Consider the following 16734-nt stretch of genomic DNA (forward strand, 5'->3'; position numbering starts at 1 on the left):
GGTCACGATTTCTCCAACGGAGCCACGCCCGCAAACCGTTCCGGCTGGCGCTCGAAAGATTCCAGACAGGCCCGTGAACAGAAGAAATACACGTCTCCGCCGTATTCTTCCTGAAAGGCATCCATACGGTCCACGGCCACGCCGCAGACGGGATCGGTCTCCATGCTACCCCTCCCGCCCTATTTCCGTCGGTATTTTCACCATTTTTCCTCCAAACGCCATGCGGTTCAGAAGACAAAGGCCCAAGCCAGAAAACCGTTTTCCCGTTGACAACTGCCGTTACGCTACCACAATTCCGACTCCCCACCAATGATTCGGGGCATATTCACCCATGAGGAGGATCAGGTCTTACACGCCGGGGAACCGTCGGACGACTTCGACCGAGCAGGGGGCGTGAACGGCGAGCGACGTCGAGACGCTTCCCAGGAACGTCCGTTCCCACCTCGTCAGGCCGCGGGCGCCCAGGAACACCATATCCGCCCGCCAGCGGACAGCCTTATCCAAAAGAACTTTTTTCGGGTCGCCTGGCCGGACCCGGCCGGAAGCGGCCAGTCCCTTTTGCGATAAACGATTCTCCACGGATTCCACCAGACGGCCGAGCCACGCCCGGGGGTCGGTGTCCGTGGGCCGCGCCCAGCGGGCCAGCGCCGGAACCTTAAGAACCGATCCCGACAAACGGTCGTCGGCCACGGCCATGACCCGCACCAAAGTGCCCGCGGGCCAGGTCCGTTTCAAAACCCGATCCACCGCCGTTTCCGCGTCCTGCGACCCGTCCACCGCGAGCAGGATGCGCAGGGGACCCCCGGTCCTTTGGGGCGGCCGGGACACGCGGACCGACGCCGGGCATTCCATCAGCACTTTTTGCGAAACACTGCCCAAGGTCCAGCGCGCCAAGACCGACCGTCCTTGGGAACCGACCACCACCAAATCCGCCTTCAGGTCCCGGGCTTTCTTGAAAATCGCCCAAGCGGGAGAATCGGCCGCCGACTCGGCCCTCACGCGCCAGCCCGGCAGGGACGCCTGAACGGCGGCGGCCCCGCGACGGGCGGATTCACCGGCGGCGGCCAAGATTTTTTTCGCCCGAGCATGGGCCCGGGCCAGAGAGGGGACCGCCCGCACCAACCGAGGGTCCGGAGCCGATTCCGATGGGGGCCAGATGTCGGCCACTGAAAAAACCACCGCCTCCCCTTCGGGAGGAAGGCCGGCCCGCGCCACGTCCGTCAGCACCGCCTTCGCGGATTTCGAACCGTCGTACGCGATCAAAACTTTCATCGATCCTCCTAACAGATACGGGGCAACAACTCGCCTGAAAGCATATCCAATAAACGCTCTCCGCCCAAGGGGGGGGTGATCGTGACCCGGCCCGGGGGACCGGCCAGAACCTGTCCCACGATACGGGCCTCCGGCGTCCAGGGTCGAAGGGATGCCAGGGCCCGCTCCGCCTCCTTCTCGGGTACAAAGGCCACGAACCGCCCTTCGTTGGCGACCGCCAAAACATCCAACCCCAACACCTCGCAGGCGGCGCGAACGGGAGGTGAAACGGGAATGGCCGATTCCACCAATCGGACCGAAGTGCCCGAAGAACGTGCGATTTCGTTCACCGCGCTGGTGAGTCCGCCCCGGGTCAGGTCCCGAAGCGCGTGGACCTGGACGCCGGAGGCCAGCAGTGCCTCCACGGCGGGCCAAAGGTTCGCGCCGTCGGACTCCACGACCGTCTCAAAATCCAAACCTTCCCGAGCCGCCATCACGGCCACGCCGTGCCGCCCCAAATCCCCCGACAAAAGAACAACATCGCCCGGTTTCACCCGGGCGGGGGAAGGCGACTGCGCGGTTTGGAGGAATCCGACACCCGAAGAAGCGATGTAGAGCCCGTCCGCCTGGCCCCGCCCCACGACCTTGGTGTCCCCCGCGACAATGCGGATCCCCACTTCTTTGGCCGCCGCGGCCATGGACGCCACCACTCGCCGCAAGGTTTCCAACGGAAGCCCCTCCTCCAAAATGAAGGCCACGGTCAAATAAACGGGCCGAGCGCCCGCCATGGAGAGATCGTTGGCGGCGCCGAAAACCGCCAGGCGTCCGATGTCCCCGCCCGGAAAAAAGAGCGGGCGCACAACGAAAGCATCGGTGGTCAACACCACCCGGTCGGCCCCCGGAAGAACGGCCGCGTCGACGCGCTCCGTCAAGGCGGAATCCCCGAAGGCCGGAAGAAAAATTTTATCGATCAAATCCCAGCTTTTCTGCCCCCCGCCCCCGTGGGCCAAAAGAATTCTTTCCCCGTCGATAACGGGAACCGGGCATTGAAGTTTCATCGGACCTCCACCGGGCGGTAGCGATAGTAGGCCGCGCAGGCCCCTTCCGAAGACACCATGGGGGCCCCCAGGGGCCGCTCCGGAGTGCAGGCCGAACCGAAGGCGGGGCACTGAGCGGGTTTGAGGAGCCCGCGGAGCACGTCCCCCGCGCGGCATTCGCCGGATTCCTCCACCGCGCCGACGCCGGAAAGATCAAACCGCTGTTCGGCGTCCCAGGGGGCGAAGGCGGGGCGGATCTCAAGCCCGCTCATGGGAATGGTTCCGAACCCCCGCCAGGGCCGGTCCGTGCATTGAAATACTTCCTCCAGCAAATGCTGGGCGGGCCGGTTGCCCTCCCGCCGGACCACCCGGGCGTATTCGTTTTCCACCTCCGCCCGCCCCGTCTCCAGCTGACGGACCAAGGCCAACACCCCGCGCAGGATATCGACGGGCTCAAACCCCGTGATCACCACGGGAATTTTGTGCCGGGCCACGAAATCCCGGTAGGCCGCCTCCCCCATGATGGTGCACACATGGCCGGCGGCCAAAAAACCTTGGACCCGGTTTCCAGGGGAGGAAACAATGGCCTCCAAGGCCGGCGGCACGATGACGTGGCGGGCCAGGAGGGCGAAGTTTCGAAGATTTTCCGTCCGGGCCCGGAGCACGGCCAGGGCCACGGCCGGGGCCGTGGTCTCAAACCCCACGGCGAAAAAGACCACGATTTTGTCCGGTTCTCGCCGCGCCAACGCCAAGGCGTCCAACGGGCCGTAGACCACGCGCACGTCCGCCCCACGGGCCCGCGCAGAGGCCAGGTCTCCCCCGGACCCCGGCACCCGGATCATGTCCCCGAAAGAGGTCAAGATCACCTCCGGTTTCTCCGCCAGGGCCACGGCTTTGTCCACCGCTTCCGCCGGCGTCACGCAGACGGGGCACCCCGGCCCGTGGGCCAGGGTGATCTCCGAAGGCCACAGGGAATCCAACCCATTTTTGACGATGCTGTGGGTCTGTCCCCCGCACACTTCCATCAAGGTCCACGGCCGCGTCACCGCCCGCCGAATTTCCTCAGCCACGCGCCGCGCGGCGGCGGGATCCCGAAACTCATCTAAATATTTCAGGGTTTTCTCCAGAATTTGCAAAGAATTTTGAAGTTGCGTTTGATTCGATTCCCCATGAGGCGTTTTGAGCACGACGTTTTGACGGTTGCGGTGCGGCCCGTTGTGCCGGCGATAGGGTGCCGTCGCGGCGAATAGGCCGCGACGTTTGGCACGGGCTCGCGTCGGCGCGAGCCCTGGCCCCGAAGGGGTTGAGCCGAGCCGGTCTCGTTTTGGCGGCGAAGCCGACAGAGACCGGGCCCGGCGATTCTGCCGGGCCACTTGAGGGCCGCCCGTCAAAACGGCGCGCGGAAGCCGTCCCGTTCGACATGGATATCCGAAGTCGGGACGGCACCGACCATGGTGATGAACTGTAAGACGGTGCCGGTCGGGGCACGTTTTCTTTCCCCCCTTTCTTTTGCGTGTCCAAAAGAAAGGGGGGCGGGTCCAGGGCGGTGCGCCTGGCCAGGGTCCAGGGGGTGGAACCCCCTGGAACACCAGAAAGAAATAGAAACTGGGTTTTGGCAAAGGATGGACCGACAAGAAACGATCGATTCCCACATGCAGAATATAGAGAAGACACTATCATTCCCCCATCTCCGCCAACTCCGCCAGGGTTCGACGGGCCTCAGCTTCGTCCACTCGGGCGATGGCGAATCCCGCGTGCACGAGCACAAAATCGTTAATCCCCGCCTCTGGAAGCGCCGCTAAACTGACCCGGCGGAAAACCCCGCCGAAATCCACCTTGGCCTCTCGGGCCAGATCCTCCCCCGTCACCTCCAACACCCGGCCCGGCACCGCTAAACACATGACACGCCTCCCCCCGCTAAAACCACCGCGGCTTGCCCCAACGACAACCCGCCGTCGTTCGTGGGAACCTTTCGATGAAAGAGGACCTCGAATCCTTCCACCGACAAACGTTTCGCCGCGCCCGAAAGAAGCCGCGCGTTTTGGAAACACCCGCCGGAAAGCGCCACCCGCTTCTCCCCCGCGCGGCGGGCCACCGCCGCGATCACATCCACCAACGTGTTATGGAACCGCGCGGAAATCCGCCCAACGGAAACACTCCCCCTTTTCTCTTCTAAGAGAGCCTCCAATAGCGGAGCCCAATCGACAACGAGAGAGGGCCCTTCTTGAAGAGCGAAAGGGTAAACCCCGCCGTCCTCTTCCGCGACATGTTCCAAAGCCATGGCGGCCTGGCCTTCGAAAGCGCTGATGGTTTTGACCCCGAGCAAAGCGCTCACCGCGTCGAACATCCGCCCCGCGCTCGATGTGCGCGGACACCCGATCCCGCGCTCCAGGGAACGAAACAGAACGCGCCTTTCGTTCTCCGAAAACCATTCCAGATTCTCCAGAGCGTCTTTCCCGCGCATTTCGAACAGAAGCCCCAAGGCACTTCGTCGGGCATCCCGGACGGCCGACTCGCCGCCCGGAAGCGGAAAGGTTCGGAAATGGGCGAACCGCCGGACGGCGGCGCGGCCGCCCGCCAAAAATTCACCGCCCCACACCGTCCCGTCCTCCCCCCACCCGGACCCGTCCCAAACCACCCCGAGGGCCGGACCGTCCAGGCTGTGCTCCGCCAAACAGGCGGCGAAGTGGGCGTGATGGTGTTGAACGCCGAGGACCGGTTCCGATCGTTCACGGGCGAACCGCGTGGAGGCGTAATCGGGATGAAAATCGGCGGCCCACCGCGCGGGGCGAACCCCGTGCAGACGGGGCAGGTCCTCAACGGCTCGATGGAACGCGTCCACCGCCTGGGGCGTGTCCAGATCCCCGCCGTGGGGTCCCAGCACCACGCGCCGGCCGTCCGCCAGGGCCACGGTGTTTTTCATGTGCCCGCCCAACGCCAACACCGCCCCCCCGGCCCCCGCAAGAGGCATGGGCCCCGGGGCGTAGCCCCGCGCCCGGCGAATAAGGATCGTTCCCCCCCCCACGACCCGTGCCAGGGAATCCTCCACCGGCCGCACGATGGGCCGGTTGTGTACCAGAAAGAAATCCGCGATCCCGGCCAAGCGTCCAAGGGCCTCGCGCTCGTCCGTGCAAATCGGTTCATCGGTGCGGTTGCCGCTGGTGGCCACCACGGGGAATTTGAGGTCCGAAAGCAAAAGCGCGTGGAGCGGCGTCGTGGGCGAGAGGGCGCCCAGTTCGGGGTTCCCCGGCGCCACGTTCTCGGCGATGGGGGACCCGTTCCGGCGGCGAAGAAGGACGATGGGCCCTTCCGGAGAAGCCCAGAGCCCGGCCTCCGCTTCGGAGAGTTCGCAGGCCCCCGCCAAGGCCCAGCGGTCGGGGAACATCACGGCGAAGGGCTTTTCTTCCCGCGCCTTCCGCCGGCGAAGTTCCCCCACGGACTCCGCCCGACGCGCGTCGGTTAAAAGATGGAATCCACCCAAGCCTTTCACCGCCACAATTTTCCCGTCCCGGATCGCCCGGACCGCCGCGCCGAGCGCTTCTTCCCCGCGGGACAACGCCGCGCCATCGGAAGACCAAAGTTCCGCCCGGGGCCCGCAGTCCGGGCACCCTGTCGCTTGGGCGTGAAACCGCCGGTCCCCCGGGTCTTCATACTCCTCCCGACAGGAAGGGCAGAGGGGAAACCCGCGCAGGGTCGTCCGTTCCCGGTCGTAGGGAACCGCCTCGACAATGGAAAACCGGGGCCCGCAATGGGAACAGGCGGTGAACGGATAACGGTAACGGCGGTTCGTGGGATCGAAGAGTTCCCGCCGGCAGTCCAGACAAAGCGCCAGGTCCGCGGGGGGCGGGGCTTCCCTGGGCCCATCTTGAGCGGTGGCCGCGATGGTAAAACCGGAACGTCCCAGCGGGACCAAATCCCGCTGGTGGATGCCAAGAACACGGACGGGGGGAGGCGCGGCCCAAAGACGGCGGACGTATTCCTCTAAAATATCGGGAGGCCCCTCAATTTCCACCGCGGCGCCGCGCCGGGTGTTTCGAACCCGACCGGCCAGGCCCAAGGCCTCGGCCAGACGAAAAGCGTAGGGACGAAACCCCACCCCCTGAACCGCCCCCTCGATTTCCAGGCGCAGTCGGGCGCGAGAGTCAGCGAGGGTTGTCAACCGCCGCCTCCGGCACCTTGAGCGCCACGCTTTCCACCCGGATTTCATGGCCGGCCACGTTCTCCACGGAAAAGGAACCGCATTGGACACAGAAGGGCGCGTGATGGTCTTCCACCCCGCCCGTCGTCCCGCAATCCTTGCATCGGATTTTGAGCGGAATCTCCTCCAACTGAAGCCGCGCCCCCGCCAGGGACGTTCCCGCGGCCAAACTTTCGAAATGGGCCTGAACGCTGTCGGGAACCAGGTGATAAATTTCCCCCACGCTCACCCGCGCGGCGGTGACGTGTCCGGCGGGATAATCCTTCAAGGTGTTCAAAATAGACTCGACGATTTTCTGCGTAAAGGGCCGCTCATGCATGGGACGTCTCCAAGAAGGTGATAAGTCGGCGGGCCGCTCGCTCCGCCCGCCGCGCCGCCGCCGCGGACAGGCCCTCCGAAAGGTCGAAGGAATCGCCCGGAACCGTTAAAAGATACACCTCCGGGGACGTTCCGTAAAGCCGTTCGGCCAATCCCGCCAAGGTTTCCGCGTCGAGGTAATGGGTGAGCGCCGCTCCCGCCCGAGCCCGGACGCGCTTAAAGGAGGAACGGCTCCCTTCTGAGGCATCCACGAGGATGGTCCGATCCGCCCCGGCCAAACTTTCGGCCAGTTCCGGAGTCAGTTGGTGAACCCGACGGACTTCCACTCCCGCCGGCCGGGCCTTTTCCACAAAATCCGCCACCCGCCACCCTGCCTGGTCGTCCCCCCGGAGCGTGTTGCCGCAGGCGATCACGAGCGTCGTCATCCGCGCCCCCGGGCAGGAACAAAAAGGTGGGAAAGGTGTCTCATTAACAGAAGGTCTACCATCGGGCGATTCCTCATCCTCCCTATTGTCGCTTTTCTGAAGGCGGGCGGGTAGAAATGCGACGTAAAGAAACCAGCTTAAAATTATAGTGGGCCATAATATTATTGACAATAAAATTAAAGCGACGTATAATATTATCATGTTGCTGAAAGAACGCCAGATTGACCAATACCTCTGGGATGAGGAAATCATCGCTCGGAAAATGGTTTTCCTTTCCGGCCCCCGCCAGGTGGGGAAGACGACCTACGCCCGGAACTTGATCGGAGACCGATTTGCGGGAAGTTATCACAACTGGGATCATCCCACAGTGCGCCGGAGTTACGCTTCGGACCCGTTTTTCTTCCTCCCAACCCCATCCTCATCAAAACCCGCTCTCGTCATTTTTGACGAAATTCACAAAAGACCCCATTGGAAAGATATTTTGAAAGGGATTTACGACTCGCTGGACCCTTCGATCCGTCTTTTAGTCACGGGGAGCGCTCGGCTGGAATGGTTTCGGAAATCAGGGGATTCCTTGGTCGGACGTTATTCGCATTTTCACCTATTGCCCGCGTCTTTGTCCGAGTTATTGCGCTCCGATGTCAATCATTTATGGTTGTCAAACGAACGGGAATGGAAGGATCCCTGGCGCTCTCTCCTCTCTCTGCTTTCCCTGGAACAGAAAGAAGCGGGATCCCTTTTTGAAACGCTTTTCCAATTTGGGGGTTTCCCGGAACCCCTCACCAGGGGGTCCGAACGGTTTTTGCGAAAATGGAAAACCGATTACCTTTCTTTAATTTTACGCGAGGATTTGCGCGACCTGGCCCACATCAAAACGATCGAGACGGTTGAAAGGCTTATGGACCTTCTGCCGGAAAGGATCGGGAGCCCGTTGTCCATCAATGCCTTAGTGCCGCTATTGGAAACCACGTTCCCCACCATCAAGAACTATCTGATGCAACTGGAAAAACTCTGGGTGCTTTTTTCCATTCCCCCCTGGAGCAAACGCCTTGCGCGCACGCTTCGCAAAGAGAAAAAATTCTATTTCGTCAACTGGGTCTACGCCTCCGAGGAGGCCAATCGCTTTGAGAACCTGGTCGCCGGCACCCTTTTGCGGGCCTGCCTCAGCTGGGAGGACCGCGGGCTCGGGAAAGCGGAGCTCCTTTACGTGAAAATGCTAGACGGGCGCGAGGTCGATTTCCTCATCGCCCTCAATGGCCAACCCGCCCTGTTGGTGGAGTGCAAATTAAGCGACACCGAACCCAGCCGTTTCCTCCAGAACTTGTCCCAATCCCTCGGGGTTCCCTTCGTCCAAGTGGTCCGCCGATCCGGGATCCGGCGAATCGAAAAACAGTTCGCCGTCGTCTCCGCCCCCGTATTCCTTTCGGCCTTCCCATGAACTATACACCCAAGAAACCAATAGGGACGAACGCTCGCGGGGAAAAGCCCCATCCGGACAGCGCCCTCTCGGGGAGAAAACTCTTCACACCCGTTCTCTGGTTTTTTTCGGTTTTCTTTCTTTCGACGGCCAGGGTCTCAGGGGAGGAAACGTTTGCCTGGCGGTCCATTTTGCAGGCGGCGTTCGGTGCCGGAGAGCGCATTGTCTACACCGTCAAATACGGCGCCCTGGCCGGGGGCGCGGCCTCCCAGGAAATTATAGGCGTGGAGGACATGGGCGGGCGGAAAGCCTTCCACATCGTCTCCGAAGCCCAGTCCAACAAGACCTTCAGCGCCGTTTTGAAAGTCCGCGAACGGCGGGACAGTTGGATGGACGCACAAAGTCTCTCTTCCTTGAAACTGGTCGAGGACTTAAAGGAAGGTTCCTACGAGCGGAAAAGCGAAACGCGGGTGGACCCCGCCCAAGGACGGCTGGCTTACACTTACAAAACGAAAAAGCATCACGGGACCAACGATATCGCCGTGGACCCCTTTATCCAGGACAGCGTGTCCCTGGTCTACTACCTCCGGACCCTTCCGCTTGAGGCGGGCAAATCCTACGACGTTCCCCTGCACCTGGGCGGCAACGCCCATGTGGCGCGAATTCGGGTCAAGGGCGTGGAAAAGATCAAAGTCCCCGCGGGATCTTTCGAGTGTTACCATCTCATCCCCGCGATCGTCGGCGAGGCGAAATCCGATTGGAGTTTGGAGGTCTGGCTCACCACCGACCTCCGCCGGTTGCCCGTCCTCCTCAAATCCAAAATCGCCGTGGGCTCCTTCACCGCCCGAATGAGCGACTTCATCCCAGGGACAACGGACGCCAAATAACAAATCCAAATCGTGTTTTGGAAGCAACGAACCCACATGCCGAGATTTGAGCAACGGCCCATGGTTTTAAAGTGGCCCTCCGCTATGATAGGATGGTTTCCGTGAACCCGGCCATGGAATACACGCTGACCGAACAGGCGGGCTCCATCCTGGTTGAATGGATGGGGCTGACCCTTCCCGTTGAAATCAAATACATTGCTTTGGCGCTCTTGGTCCTCCTGCCTTTCCTTTTCCTTTTCCGCCGCGCCATCGCGCGTTTCGCCGATCGCCACCTTCACATCCACTGGAGTCCTAAAGTGTATGGCCTGGGGGCGCCGGTCCTTTCCATCCTCTGCGGCCTTCTTCTTTATTTCGCCAAAGAACCCGAAACCATGATCGCCTGGAATTTAGGGGAAAACGGAGTGTATGTCAAAAGCCCCAACGGGAAGGCAAAGATGGACTGGGCCGAGATCGAAACAGCCGTTTACCCCGAACCGAAATCAAAACCGGACATGGAGGCGTTGGTGTTGAAATCAAAAGACGGCCGGCAGGTTTGGATGGATTTTTCCGGGTTGGCCCCGGAACATGAAGAAACGGTCCTCGACTTCATTAACCGTTCAACGAACAACCGATTTAACCTTCACCCCGACGAGACCCGACCCGACGACGAATAGTTCCCGCCGCCGGCGGAGAAAGGATCGGGGGGTCAGTGCGGGGGGATGGAAGCGGAACCCGATTTTCTTTTATCTTCCCTCGCCCACAAAATCCCATAAATGATCGCCCAAAGGACCAGCCATCCCCGTACCACCCAAGCGATGAGGGACCCATGGCGGCGAAGATCGATGATCGGTTTCAAATGTTCCAAAAACCCCCGATCGTAGCCCACACTGGGATCGTAACGGCACCTTAAAACGTTCTCAAAAACGGAAAGCGGGCAATAAAAGGACCAGGCGACGGCGGTGACGAATAATAGGGCCAAATGCACCCCCCGCCAAAACGGTTTTCGCCATCCCCACAACGGCCCAAAAATCATCACCACCACGCACGCCGCGTGAACCAACGCCACCACATCCGCCGAAATCTTCCAAAACATTAAAGAGAAAGGGGTCTTTTAACCATGATTTGAAATCGTACTATAAATTTAAAGACAGATATTCGCCCACGGAATTAGATCTCGCGTCGGCGCTGGGAAAAAGTCCCTGCCGAGCCCTGGCACGGGAGAACTTTCTCAGCTATAATGGGTTTATTAAACAGTGAAACAGGAACCCACCGTTGCTCCTTAACTTTCCCGAATAAAGGATCTTATGGCCGTCCCCATCGAATTCGCACCGAAACTCGATTTTAATTATTCCCAAGTCGACGCACTTCCCAAGGTGTCGAAGCTCTTGTCCTACGCCAAGGCCGACACAAAGAAAAGCTTGTTTCAATTGCTCAACACCATCGTCCCCTTCGGGCTCATGTGGTATGCCACCTATAAAAGCCTGTCCTACTCCTATTGGCTGACCTTGCTCCTGTCGGTTCCCACGGCCTTGTTTGTCATACGCCTGTTCATCTTCCAGCACGACGCGGGACACGGCTCTTATTTCAACTCGAAGAAGGGCAACGATTTCGTTGGGTTCTGGATCGGCGTTTTGACCTTATCCCCTTACCAATACTGGCAAAAAACCCACGCCATCCATCATGCCACCTCCGGCAATTTGGATAAACGCGGGATGGGCGACATCGACACCTTGACCGTGAAGGAATACCAGGGCCTATCCGCTTGGGGCAAATTCAAATACCGGGCCTATCGCCATCCTTTAACCATGTTCGTGGTGGGCCCATTTTTCCAATTCATCATCAAACACCGATATCCCTACAACATCCCGAAATCCTGGAAACGCGAGTGGAGAAGCGTCCACCTCACGAACTTGGCCCTTCTGGGGGTCTTCCTCTTGGCTTGGTCCACCATCGGACTGCGAAACTTCTTGCTGGTTCAGCTTCCTATCACTTACCTGGCCTGCACCGCCGGCGCCTGGCTGTTCTATATTCAACACCAGTATCCCGACACCTATTGGCGGCGGGACAACGAATGGGATTACTTCGACGCCTCCGTGAAGGGAAGCTCCTACTACGTTCTGCCGAAAATTCTTCAGTGGTTCACCGGAAGCATCGGGCTCCACCACATCCATCACTACAACAGCCGCATTCCCAACTACGGGCTACAGAAGTGTTACGACGAAAACCCCGAATTCCAAAACGTCACGCGCCTGACGATTTGGAGCAGTCTCAAATGCATTTCTCTGGCCCTCTGGGACGAGGAAAAGAAAAAACTGATTTCCTTCCGGGCCCTTTCCGCCACCAGCGCCTGAACCACTCTTCCATCGCCCTTCGCCATCTTACGTACCCAGGGTCGTCCCCTTTTATCCTTTTACGATAGGCCGCCCCTGAATGAGGCGAACGAGGACCAAAACCACGGCGACCACCAGTAGGATGTGGATAAATCCTCCCATAGTGTAAGAGCTGACAAACCCAAGTAACCACAAAACCATCAAAACCACTGCGAATGTCCAAAGCATTTGGTTCTCCTTTGCCTGCTCTTATTTAATTTTGCTTCCCTGCACCGGCTCTTGAACCAAGTGTTGGGAAGCGAACCAGACCTGAAGTTCATTGGTCCGGATGATATCGCTCACCAAAAGATCGTTCGTCCCTTCATCTCCGTCCTCGCCGGCTTTGCGCGCCATGGCTCGCGCTTCCTCCAACACGATTTCATGGGCATGGAGAAGCCTCGCCAATTGGGCGGGGACCCCTTCGCGGCCCCGTGGAGGACGCGGAACGATGGTGGTTTCCGCTACATCCGCCGCCATGGCGATTCCGACGCCCCCCAGCGTCTGAATCCGTTCGGCCACCGCATCCACCAAGGCGCTTTGTTCTTGGAAGTGCTTATCAAACAACAGGTGGAGCAAGTTGAACGTGGGGCCGGACACTTGCCAATGATGTTTCTTGTAAAGATCCCGCAGGGTCATCGTGTCGGCCAGGAGTTGATTTAGATTCTCCACGCTGGCCGCGCAGGCCTTTTCCCCGAGAGCGATGGGCAATTTGACGATGGTGCCGAAGGGCTGAGTCTCCCGCGCGTTCAAGCCCGTGATAGGATGCGCGCGATCCATGGCCGCCTCCGACCCGTTCACTTTCACTTTATTTTCAATCATCGAATTCTCCTTTTATCCTTTGAAGTAGAAGCGCACGCCGACGCCGCCGTTGACGCTGGTGTCGGAATCCGGCGTGAAGTCCAACAAAGGCGTGATTTCGGCAAACAACTCGATCGGGATCCGGGGGAACAAGTAACAAATCCCGAAAGGAATCCGAACACCCACCTGGGCGTCATGGCCGGTGAGAATCCGACCTCCCAACCCCGCATAGAGGGGCAGGCGGCCCTGCATCGAGTCGACGTTCAGGTCAAAATGCCAGAGATGGTCCGCGTGGATCTCCACCCGGTCATCGCTCCCGGACAATTCCCAAGCCAGGGCCATATCGACCGCACGCTTGCCCGTGATCCAGTATTTGGCGGTCAGACCCGTTGGGTCGCCGATAATAGCGCCGACGCCGAAATCCCTCGGCGCGCCCGGTTGGGAACCAGCACCCCAAGCCGCTCCGGCCATCCCAAAAAGCAAGACGAGCCAGGCCGTTCGTTTGGTCATGTTTGAATGCATTTGAATGTCTCCTCTAGATAGAACGTATGGGCAAACCTACACCACCCACAGCGATAGGGGTGAGACCCCCTGATTGGGCCAGGGGTTACACTCCTGGCCCCGTTTACCGCAAGCCCTCGCCGAATGTAACCTTTGGCCCGGTGGAGGCTCTAACCTATAAAAGGGAGGACGTTATGTTTGAGGTTATCGCGGTTGTTTTGTTGATTTTGTGGATTCTGGGCTTGGTGAGCGCGCACACCATGGGCGGCTACATCCACTTGTTGCTGATTTTGGCCGTCATCGTCGTTGTCGTGCGTTTTCTTCAGGGGAAGCGAGGTCATAAATAGTTTTTGGCGGCGCCATTAATATATGATGGGGAGAATGACGAAAGGAGCCGCGTTTGGCCATTGAGGACGGCGCTCCCCGCCCGGACGGTGACCTGATCATCGCCACCCTGGCGGGCGATGAGGAGGCCTTCGCCCTCCTCGTTAAAAGACACCGCCCCCCGTTGCTGGAAATGGCCTGTCGTATTCTGGGCCAGAGGGAAGAAGCCGAGGATGTTTTGCAGGAAGTTTTTATGAGCGTTCATGTCCACCTGCATCGGTTCCGCGGCGAGGCCTAACTCTCCACTTGGCTTTACACCATCGCGCTGAACCGCGTCCGAAACCAAATCCGCCGGAGAGGAAAGCGACATATGGTTTCCCTGGACGCCGGTTCGGAAGAAGGGGCCAACCGCAGGGAACTCCCCGAAAAAGGACGCGCCCTGGAAGAAATCGTGGCCCAAGGGAGGGATTCCGACAAGCTCCGATGGGCCGTGGAAGGTCTTTCGGAACCCTTTCGGTCGATTTTTATTCTTCACTATTACCAACATTTCCCCCTGAAGGAAATCACCCAGAAACTGGGGAAACCGCTCGGAACGGTCAAAGTCTATCTCCACCGCGCGCGCAAACACGTTCACGCCGCTTTCGTGGGCCCTTCCGGTGCCGCCTCCCCTTCTGCGCCCGGGAGTTTCCTTTGAGAACCCACTGTAACCTTCCAGGTGAAAGGCGTGTCCCACCGGGTGACCGAAAAGGAGAACTTCGTGAGCGAACGACAGTCGAACCTATGGATTGTGGGAATCTTGTTGACCTACATGGTCGCGTTCCTCCCTCTTTGGCCGTACAGCCTCACCTGGGACTACACCATCAGCGGGAGGATCATCGTCGTCCTTTCTTTATTCCTCGTTTTGAAAATCACAAAACACCTCTGATGTCTCGTTTGTTGATGGGAGAGATATGACGCCTTCTCTGTCCAACAGAAGGTCGCCCCGCGACGAAGCCCGCTGGAGGCGGCGCCAATGGGGCGGTGACGCCGTCGGAGCCCTGGTTCTACTGTCGATTATCATAAGCGCGGTTTTTGTCTTCTCTTCTTTACATAGAACCCCCCTGTCCGTTTTCCGCGGCGGCTGGGAAACCGCTCATTTCGTGTTTTTCCTGAGCTTCATTTCCATCGGGCTCGTGGTCCTGTGGCGGTTGGGGCCTCGGCATTTCCCCCTTCGCTTCCTGGCGGGCTCATCGGTGCGCGCGGTGGTCCTTCGGCAATTCCTCCCGGTCGCCGCCGCGGCGGTACTGGTTTTTGATGTTTTGAACGTTGCCTCCAATGGGAACGCGAAACTAACGCTTTCCTCATTTTTCGTTCTTCTCCTGTCTTTTATCACGATCGTCTACCTTTCGTTTCGGAGCGCGGTGGTGATCGGTCGGCGAATTGAGACCTCGCTAAAGGAAAGCGAGGACCGATACAGCATCCTCGTCAACAGCCTCAAGGACCACGCGGTTTTGCTTTTAGACCCGGTGGGCCACGTCATCACCTGGAACGCGGGCGCTGAACGTATTTTCGGATACAGACCGGAGGAAGTCATGGGAGAACCCGTTTCGTGCCTTTTCTCCCGGGAAGAACGGGAAGATGGGAAGATGCAAAACACCTTTAAAGAAGCAAAACTTCAGAACTTTTTTGAAGAGGAAGGATGGCGGACGCGAAAAAATGGTTCTCTCTTCTGGGCTGAAATCGTGACGACTCCATTTTCAAACCAAAAAAAGGTCGTGTTGGGATTTTCCCAAGTCATCCGGGATATCACTCGCCGAAAACAAAGCCAGGACACCCTCACCGCGTCGCTTCGGGAAAAAGAAGCCCTGTTGAAGGAAATCCACCACCGCGTGAAAAATAACCTCCAGATGATCTCCAGTCTTCTCCGCCTCCAATCTGAGAACATCCAAGACCCGGCGCTCCTGGCCATTTTCTTGGAAAGCCAGAACCGGGTACGGTCCATGGCCATTATTCACGAATGTCTCTACCAATCGCCGGACCTGGCCCGCATGGATTTTTCAGATTATGTCGGGAAACTGACCGACAATCTGCTCCGAACTTACAGCGTTCAAATGGACAAAATCAAGCTGAGGCTCGACGTGGCCAAGGTTCCCCTGAGCCTGGACATCGCCATCCCCTGCGGTCTCATCGTGACGGAGTTGGTGTCCAACGCCTTAAAATACGCCTATCCCGGAGGGCGGGAGGGAACCATCTTCGTGCAATTCCGGGTGTTGTCGGGAAATGCGTTCGAACTCACGGTCGCCGACGACGGGGTGGGGTTGAACCATGACATTGATTTCGAATCCACCGAATCCTTGGGTCTCCGGTTGGTCCACATCTTGACGGAGCAGTTGCGGGGTCGTATCTCCGTTCAGAGCAAGGGGGGCGCGCGGTTTACCATCGCTTTTATAGATCCTGCAAAACGATCGCCAATAGAGGGAGGGACGTTATGAAAGGGACAAAGATTCTGATTGTGGAAGACGAGCGCATCGTGGCGGAAGACCTGAAAAGATTTTTAATGAAAACGGGCTACGTCGTCACCGGGATCGCGGCCAGCGGTGAAGAAGCCATCCGAAACGTGGAGCTTCAGCGGCCAGACCTTGTTTTGATGGACATTCGGATCCAAGGACCCCAGGACGGAATCGAAGTGGCGGAGCGCCTCTACGCCGAATACAACCTGCCCGTGAGTTTCCTGACCGCTTACGCGGATAGCGCCACTCTGGACCGGGCAAAAGTAACGATGCCGTTCGGTTATATCCTGAAACCCTTTGAAACACGGTCCCTCCAAGCCGTGATCGAGTTGGCCCTCCATCGGCACATGATGGAAAAGGTGGTGGGCGAAATGGACGATTGGCACGCCCGCGCTCTCCGCCACCTTCCGGGCAATCTCATCGCCACGGACCGAACCGGTCGAATCTTATTTTTAAACAAGGGAGCCGAAAAGCTTTCGGGCTGGACGCCGGACGCCCTGATTGGAAAACCCTTGTCCACCCTTCTCTCCCAGGAAAAAGGGGATTCCACCACCACCCGGGAAGGAGACTCCTGTTCGGAACGCCCCGGTCTTCTTCGGACGAAAGCTGGAATCGCCGTTCCCGTGGTCTTCACGAAATCTCCGCTCCCCAGCGAGGACGGTGAGCCGGACGGCCACTTGATTCTCGTCAAATCCTGATTATTCAAGCCAGACCTGTTACCTCCATCGCCGGCGAAGGGTC

General features: G+C 59.2%; 22 protein-coding genes. 10 read left to right on the forward strand and 12 right to left on the reverse strand.

From position 1 onward, the window contains the following. Window positions 1-2: 2 nt before the first annotated feature. From IPP35_06145 to IPP35_06180, 8 genes are all read right to left on the reverse strand, one after another. Window positions 3-164 (reverse strand): YHS domain-containing protein, encoded by a 162-nt coding sequence (locus tag IPP35_06145; GenBank protein ID MBL0058678.1) that lies wholly within the window; start codon window positions 162-164, stop codon window positions 3-5. Between the two features lie 184 nt (window positions 165-348). Then, window positions 349-1272, reverse strand: coding sequence for a universal stress protein (locus tag IPP35_06150; GenBank protein MBL0058679.1), 924 nt, complete (start codon window positions 1270-1272; stop codon window positions 349-351). Window positions 1273-1280: 8 nt separating this feature from the next. Beyond that, the gene (gene hypE, locus IPP35_06155; GenBank protein MBL0058680.1) at window positions 1281-2309 is read right to left on the reverse strand and encodes a hydrogenase expression/formation protein HypE; all 1029 of its coding nucleotides are present in this window, start codon (window positions 2307-2309) and stop codon (window positions 1281-1283) included. Next, a complete protein-coding gene (hypD, locus tag IPP35_06160) occupies window positions 2306-3403 on the reverse strand; it encodes a hydrogenase formation protein HypD (protein MBL0058681.1) in 1098 nt (365 codons plus the stop codon). The genes hypE and hypD overlap by 4 nt, the downstream gene beginning before the upstream one ends. A 561-nt stretch (window positions 3404-3964) precedes the next feature. Beyond that, complete coding sequence (locus IPP35_06165) at window positions 3965-4189, reverse strand: HypC/HybG/HupF family hydrogenase formation chaperone (GenBank protein MBL0058682.1); 225 nt, start codon at window positions 4187-4189, stop codon at window positions 3965-3967. After that, window positions 4180-6495, reverse strand: a complete 2316-nt coding sequence (hypF, locus tag IPP35_06170; GenBank protein ID MBL0058683.1) for a carbamoyltransferase HypF — start codon at window positions 6493-6495, stop codon at window positions 4180-4182. Before hypF ends, IPP35_06165 begins: the two co-directional genes overlap by 10 nt. Next, window positions 6431-6805, reverse strand: a complete 375-nt coding sequence (locus tag IPP35_06175) for a hydrogenase maturation nickel metallochaperone HypA (GenBank protein ID MBL0058684.1) — start codon at window positions 6803-6805, stop codon at window positions 6431-6433. Before IPP35_06175 ends, hypF begins: the two co-directional genes overlap by 65 nt. Further along, window positions 6798-7229 (reverse strand): hydrogenase maturation protease, encoded by a 432-nt coding sequence (locus IPP35_06180; protein ID MBL0058685.1) that lies wholly within the window; start codon window positions 7227-7229, stop codon window positions 6798-6800. Before IPP35_06180 ends, IPP35_06175 begins: the two co-directional genes overlap by 8 nt. Window positions 7230-7428: 199 nt before the next feature. On the opposite strand from IPP35_06180, the gene IPP35_06185 reads away from it, so the two are divergent. The 3 genes from IPP35_06185 (at window position 7429) to IPP35_06195 (ending at window position 10186) form a co-directional block, all read left to right on the forward strand. After that, complete coding sequence (locus IPP35_06185) at window positions 7429-8667, forward strand: ATP-binding protein (protein ID MBL0058686.1); 1239 nt, start codon at window positions 7429-7431, stop codon at window positions 8665-8667. Next, window positions 8664-9533 (forward strand): DUF3108 domain-containing protein, encoded by an 870-nt coding sequence (locus IPP35_06190; protein MBL0058687.1) that lies wholly within the window; start codon window positions 8664-8666, stop codon window positions 9531-9533. The genes IPP35_06185 and IPP35_06190 overlap by 4 nt, the downstream gene beginning before the upstream one ends. A gap of 101 nt (window positions 9534-9634) precedes the next feature. Beyond that, window positions 9635-10186 carry a hypothetical protein gene (locus IPP35_06195; protein ID MBL0058688.1) on the forward strand — a complete coding sequence of 184 codons (552 nt, stop codon included), beginning with the start codon at window positions 9635-9637 and terminating at the stop codon, window positions 10184-10186. Between the two features lie 32 nt (window positions 10187-10218). Here the strand turns inward: IPP35_06195 and IPP35_06200 are convergent, their stop codons facing one another. Continuing rightward, the gene (locus tag IPP35_06200) at window positions 10219-10605 is read right to left on the reverse strand and encodes a DUF2784 family protein (protein MBL0058689.1); all 387 of its coding nucleotides are present in this window, start codon (window positions 10603-10605) and stop codon (window positions 10219-10221) included. 211 nt (window positions 10606-10816) lie between these two features. Here IPP35_06200 and IPP35_06205 point away from each other — a divergent pair, with 211 nt between their 5' ends. After that, on the forward strand, window positions 10817-11863 hold the full coding sequence (locus IPP35_06205; GenBank protein MBL0058690.1) for a fatty acid desaturase: 1047 nt from the start codon (window positions 10817-10819) through the stop codon (window positions 11861-11863). Between the two features lie 51 nt (window positions 11864-11914). On the opposite strand, the gene IPP35_06210 is transcribed toward IPP35_06205, so the two are convergent. Genes IPP35_06210 through IPP35_06220 form a run of 3 tightly spaced genes read right to left on the reverse strand, consistent with a single transcriptional unit; the run spans window position 11915 to window position 13201 of the window. Continuing rightward, a complete protein-coding gene (locus tag IPP35_06210; protein MBL0058691.1) occupies window positions 11915-12070 on the reverse strand; it encodes a lmo0937 family membrane protein in 156 nt (51 codons plus the stop codon). A 21-nt stretch (window positions 12071-12091) separates the two neighbouring features. Further along, window positions 12092-12658: a DNA starvation/stationary phase protection protein gene (locus tag IPP35_06215; protein ID MBL0058692.1), complete on the reverse strand. Its 567-nt coding sequence runs from the start codon at window positions 12656-12658 to the stop codon at window positions 12092-12094. 54 nt (window positions 12659-12712) lie between these two features. After that, window positions 12713-13201, reverse strand: coding sequence for a hypothetical protein (locus tag IPP35_06220; protein ID MBL0058693.1), 489 nt, complete (start codon window positions 13199-13201; stop codon window positions 12713-12715). Window positions 13202-13374: 173 nt separating this feature from the next. On the opposite strand from IPP35_06220, the gene IPP35_06225 reads away from it, so the two are divergent. From IPP35_06225 to IPP35_06250, 6 genes are all read left to right on the forward strand, one after another. Continuing rightward, complete coding sequence (locus tag IPP35_06225; protein ID MBL0058694.1) at window positions 13375-13527, forward strand: lmo0937 family membrane protein; 153 nt, start codon at window positions 13375-13377, stop codon at window positions 13525-13527. A gap of 53 nt (window positions 13528-13580) precedes the next feature. Next, the gene (locus IPP35_06230; GenBank protein MBL0058695.1) at window positions 13581-13802 is read left to right on the forward strand and encodes a hypothetical protein; all 222 of its coding nucleotides are present in this window, start codon (window positions 13581-13583) and stop codon (window positions 13800-13802) included. Between the two features lie 21 nt (window positions 13803-13823). Further along, window positions 13824-14198 (forward strand): RNA polymerase sigma factor, encoded by a 375-nt coding sequence (locus tag IPP35_06235; GenBank protein ID MBL0058696.1) that lies wholly within the window; start codon window positions 13824-13826, stop codon window positions 14196-14198. 63 nt (window positions 14199-14261) lie between these two features. Further along, window positions 14262-14429, forward strand: a complete 168-nt coding sequence (locus tag IPP35_06240) for a DUF3309 family protein (protein MBL0058697.1) — start codon at window positions 14262-14264, stop codon at window positions 14427-14429. Between the two features lie 25 nt (window positions 14430-14454). Next, window positions 14455-15975 (forward strand): PAS domain S-box protein, encoded by a 1521-nt coding sequence (locus IPP35_06245; protein ID MBL0058698.1) that lies wholly within the window; start codon window positions 14455-14457, stop codon window positions 15973-15975. Continuing rightward, the gene (locus IPP35_06250; GenBank protein MBL0058699.1) at window positions 15972-16691 is read left to right on the forward strand and encodes a response regulator; all 720 of its coding nucleotides are present in this window, start codon (window positions 15972-15974) and stop codon (window positions 16689-16691) included. Before IPP35_06245 ends, IPP35_06250 begins: the two co-directional genes overlap by 4 nt. Window positions 16692-16734 lie beyond the last annotated feature (43 nt).

Source organism: Elusimicrobiota bacterium (assembly GCA_016721625.1).
Taxonomy (GTDB): domain Bacteria; phylum Elusimicrobiota; class Elusimicrobia; order FEN-1173; family FEN-1173; genus JADKHR01.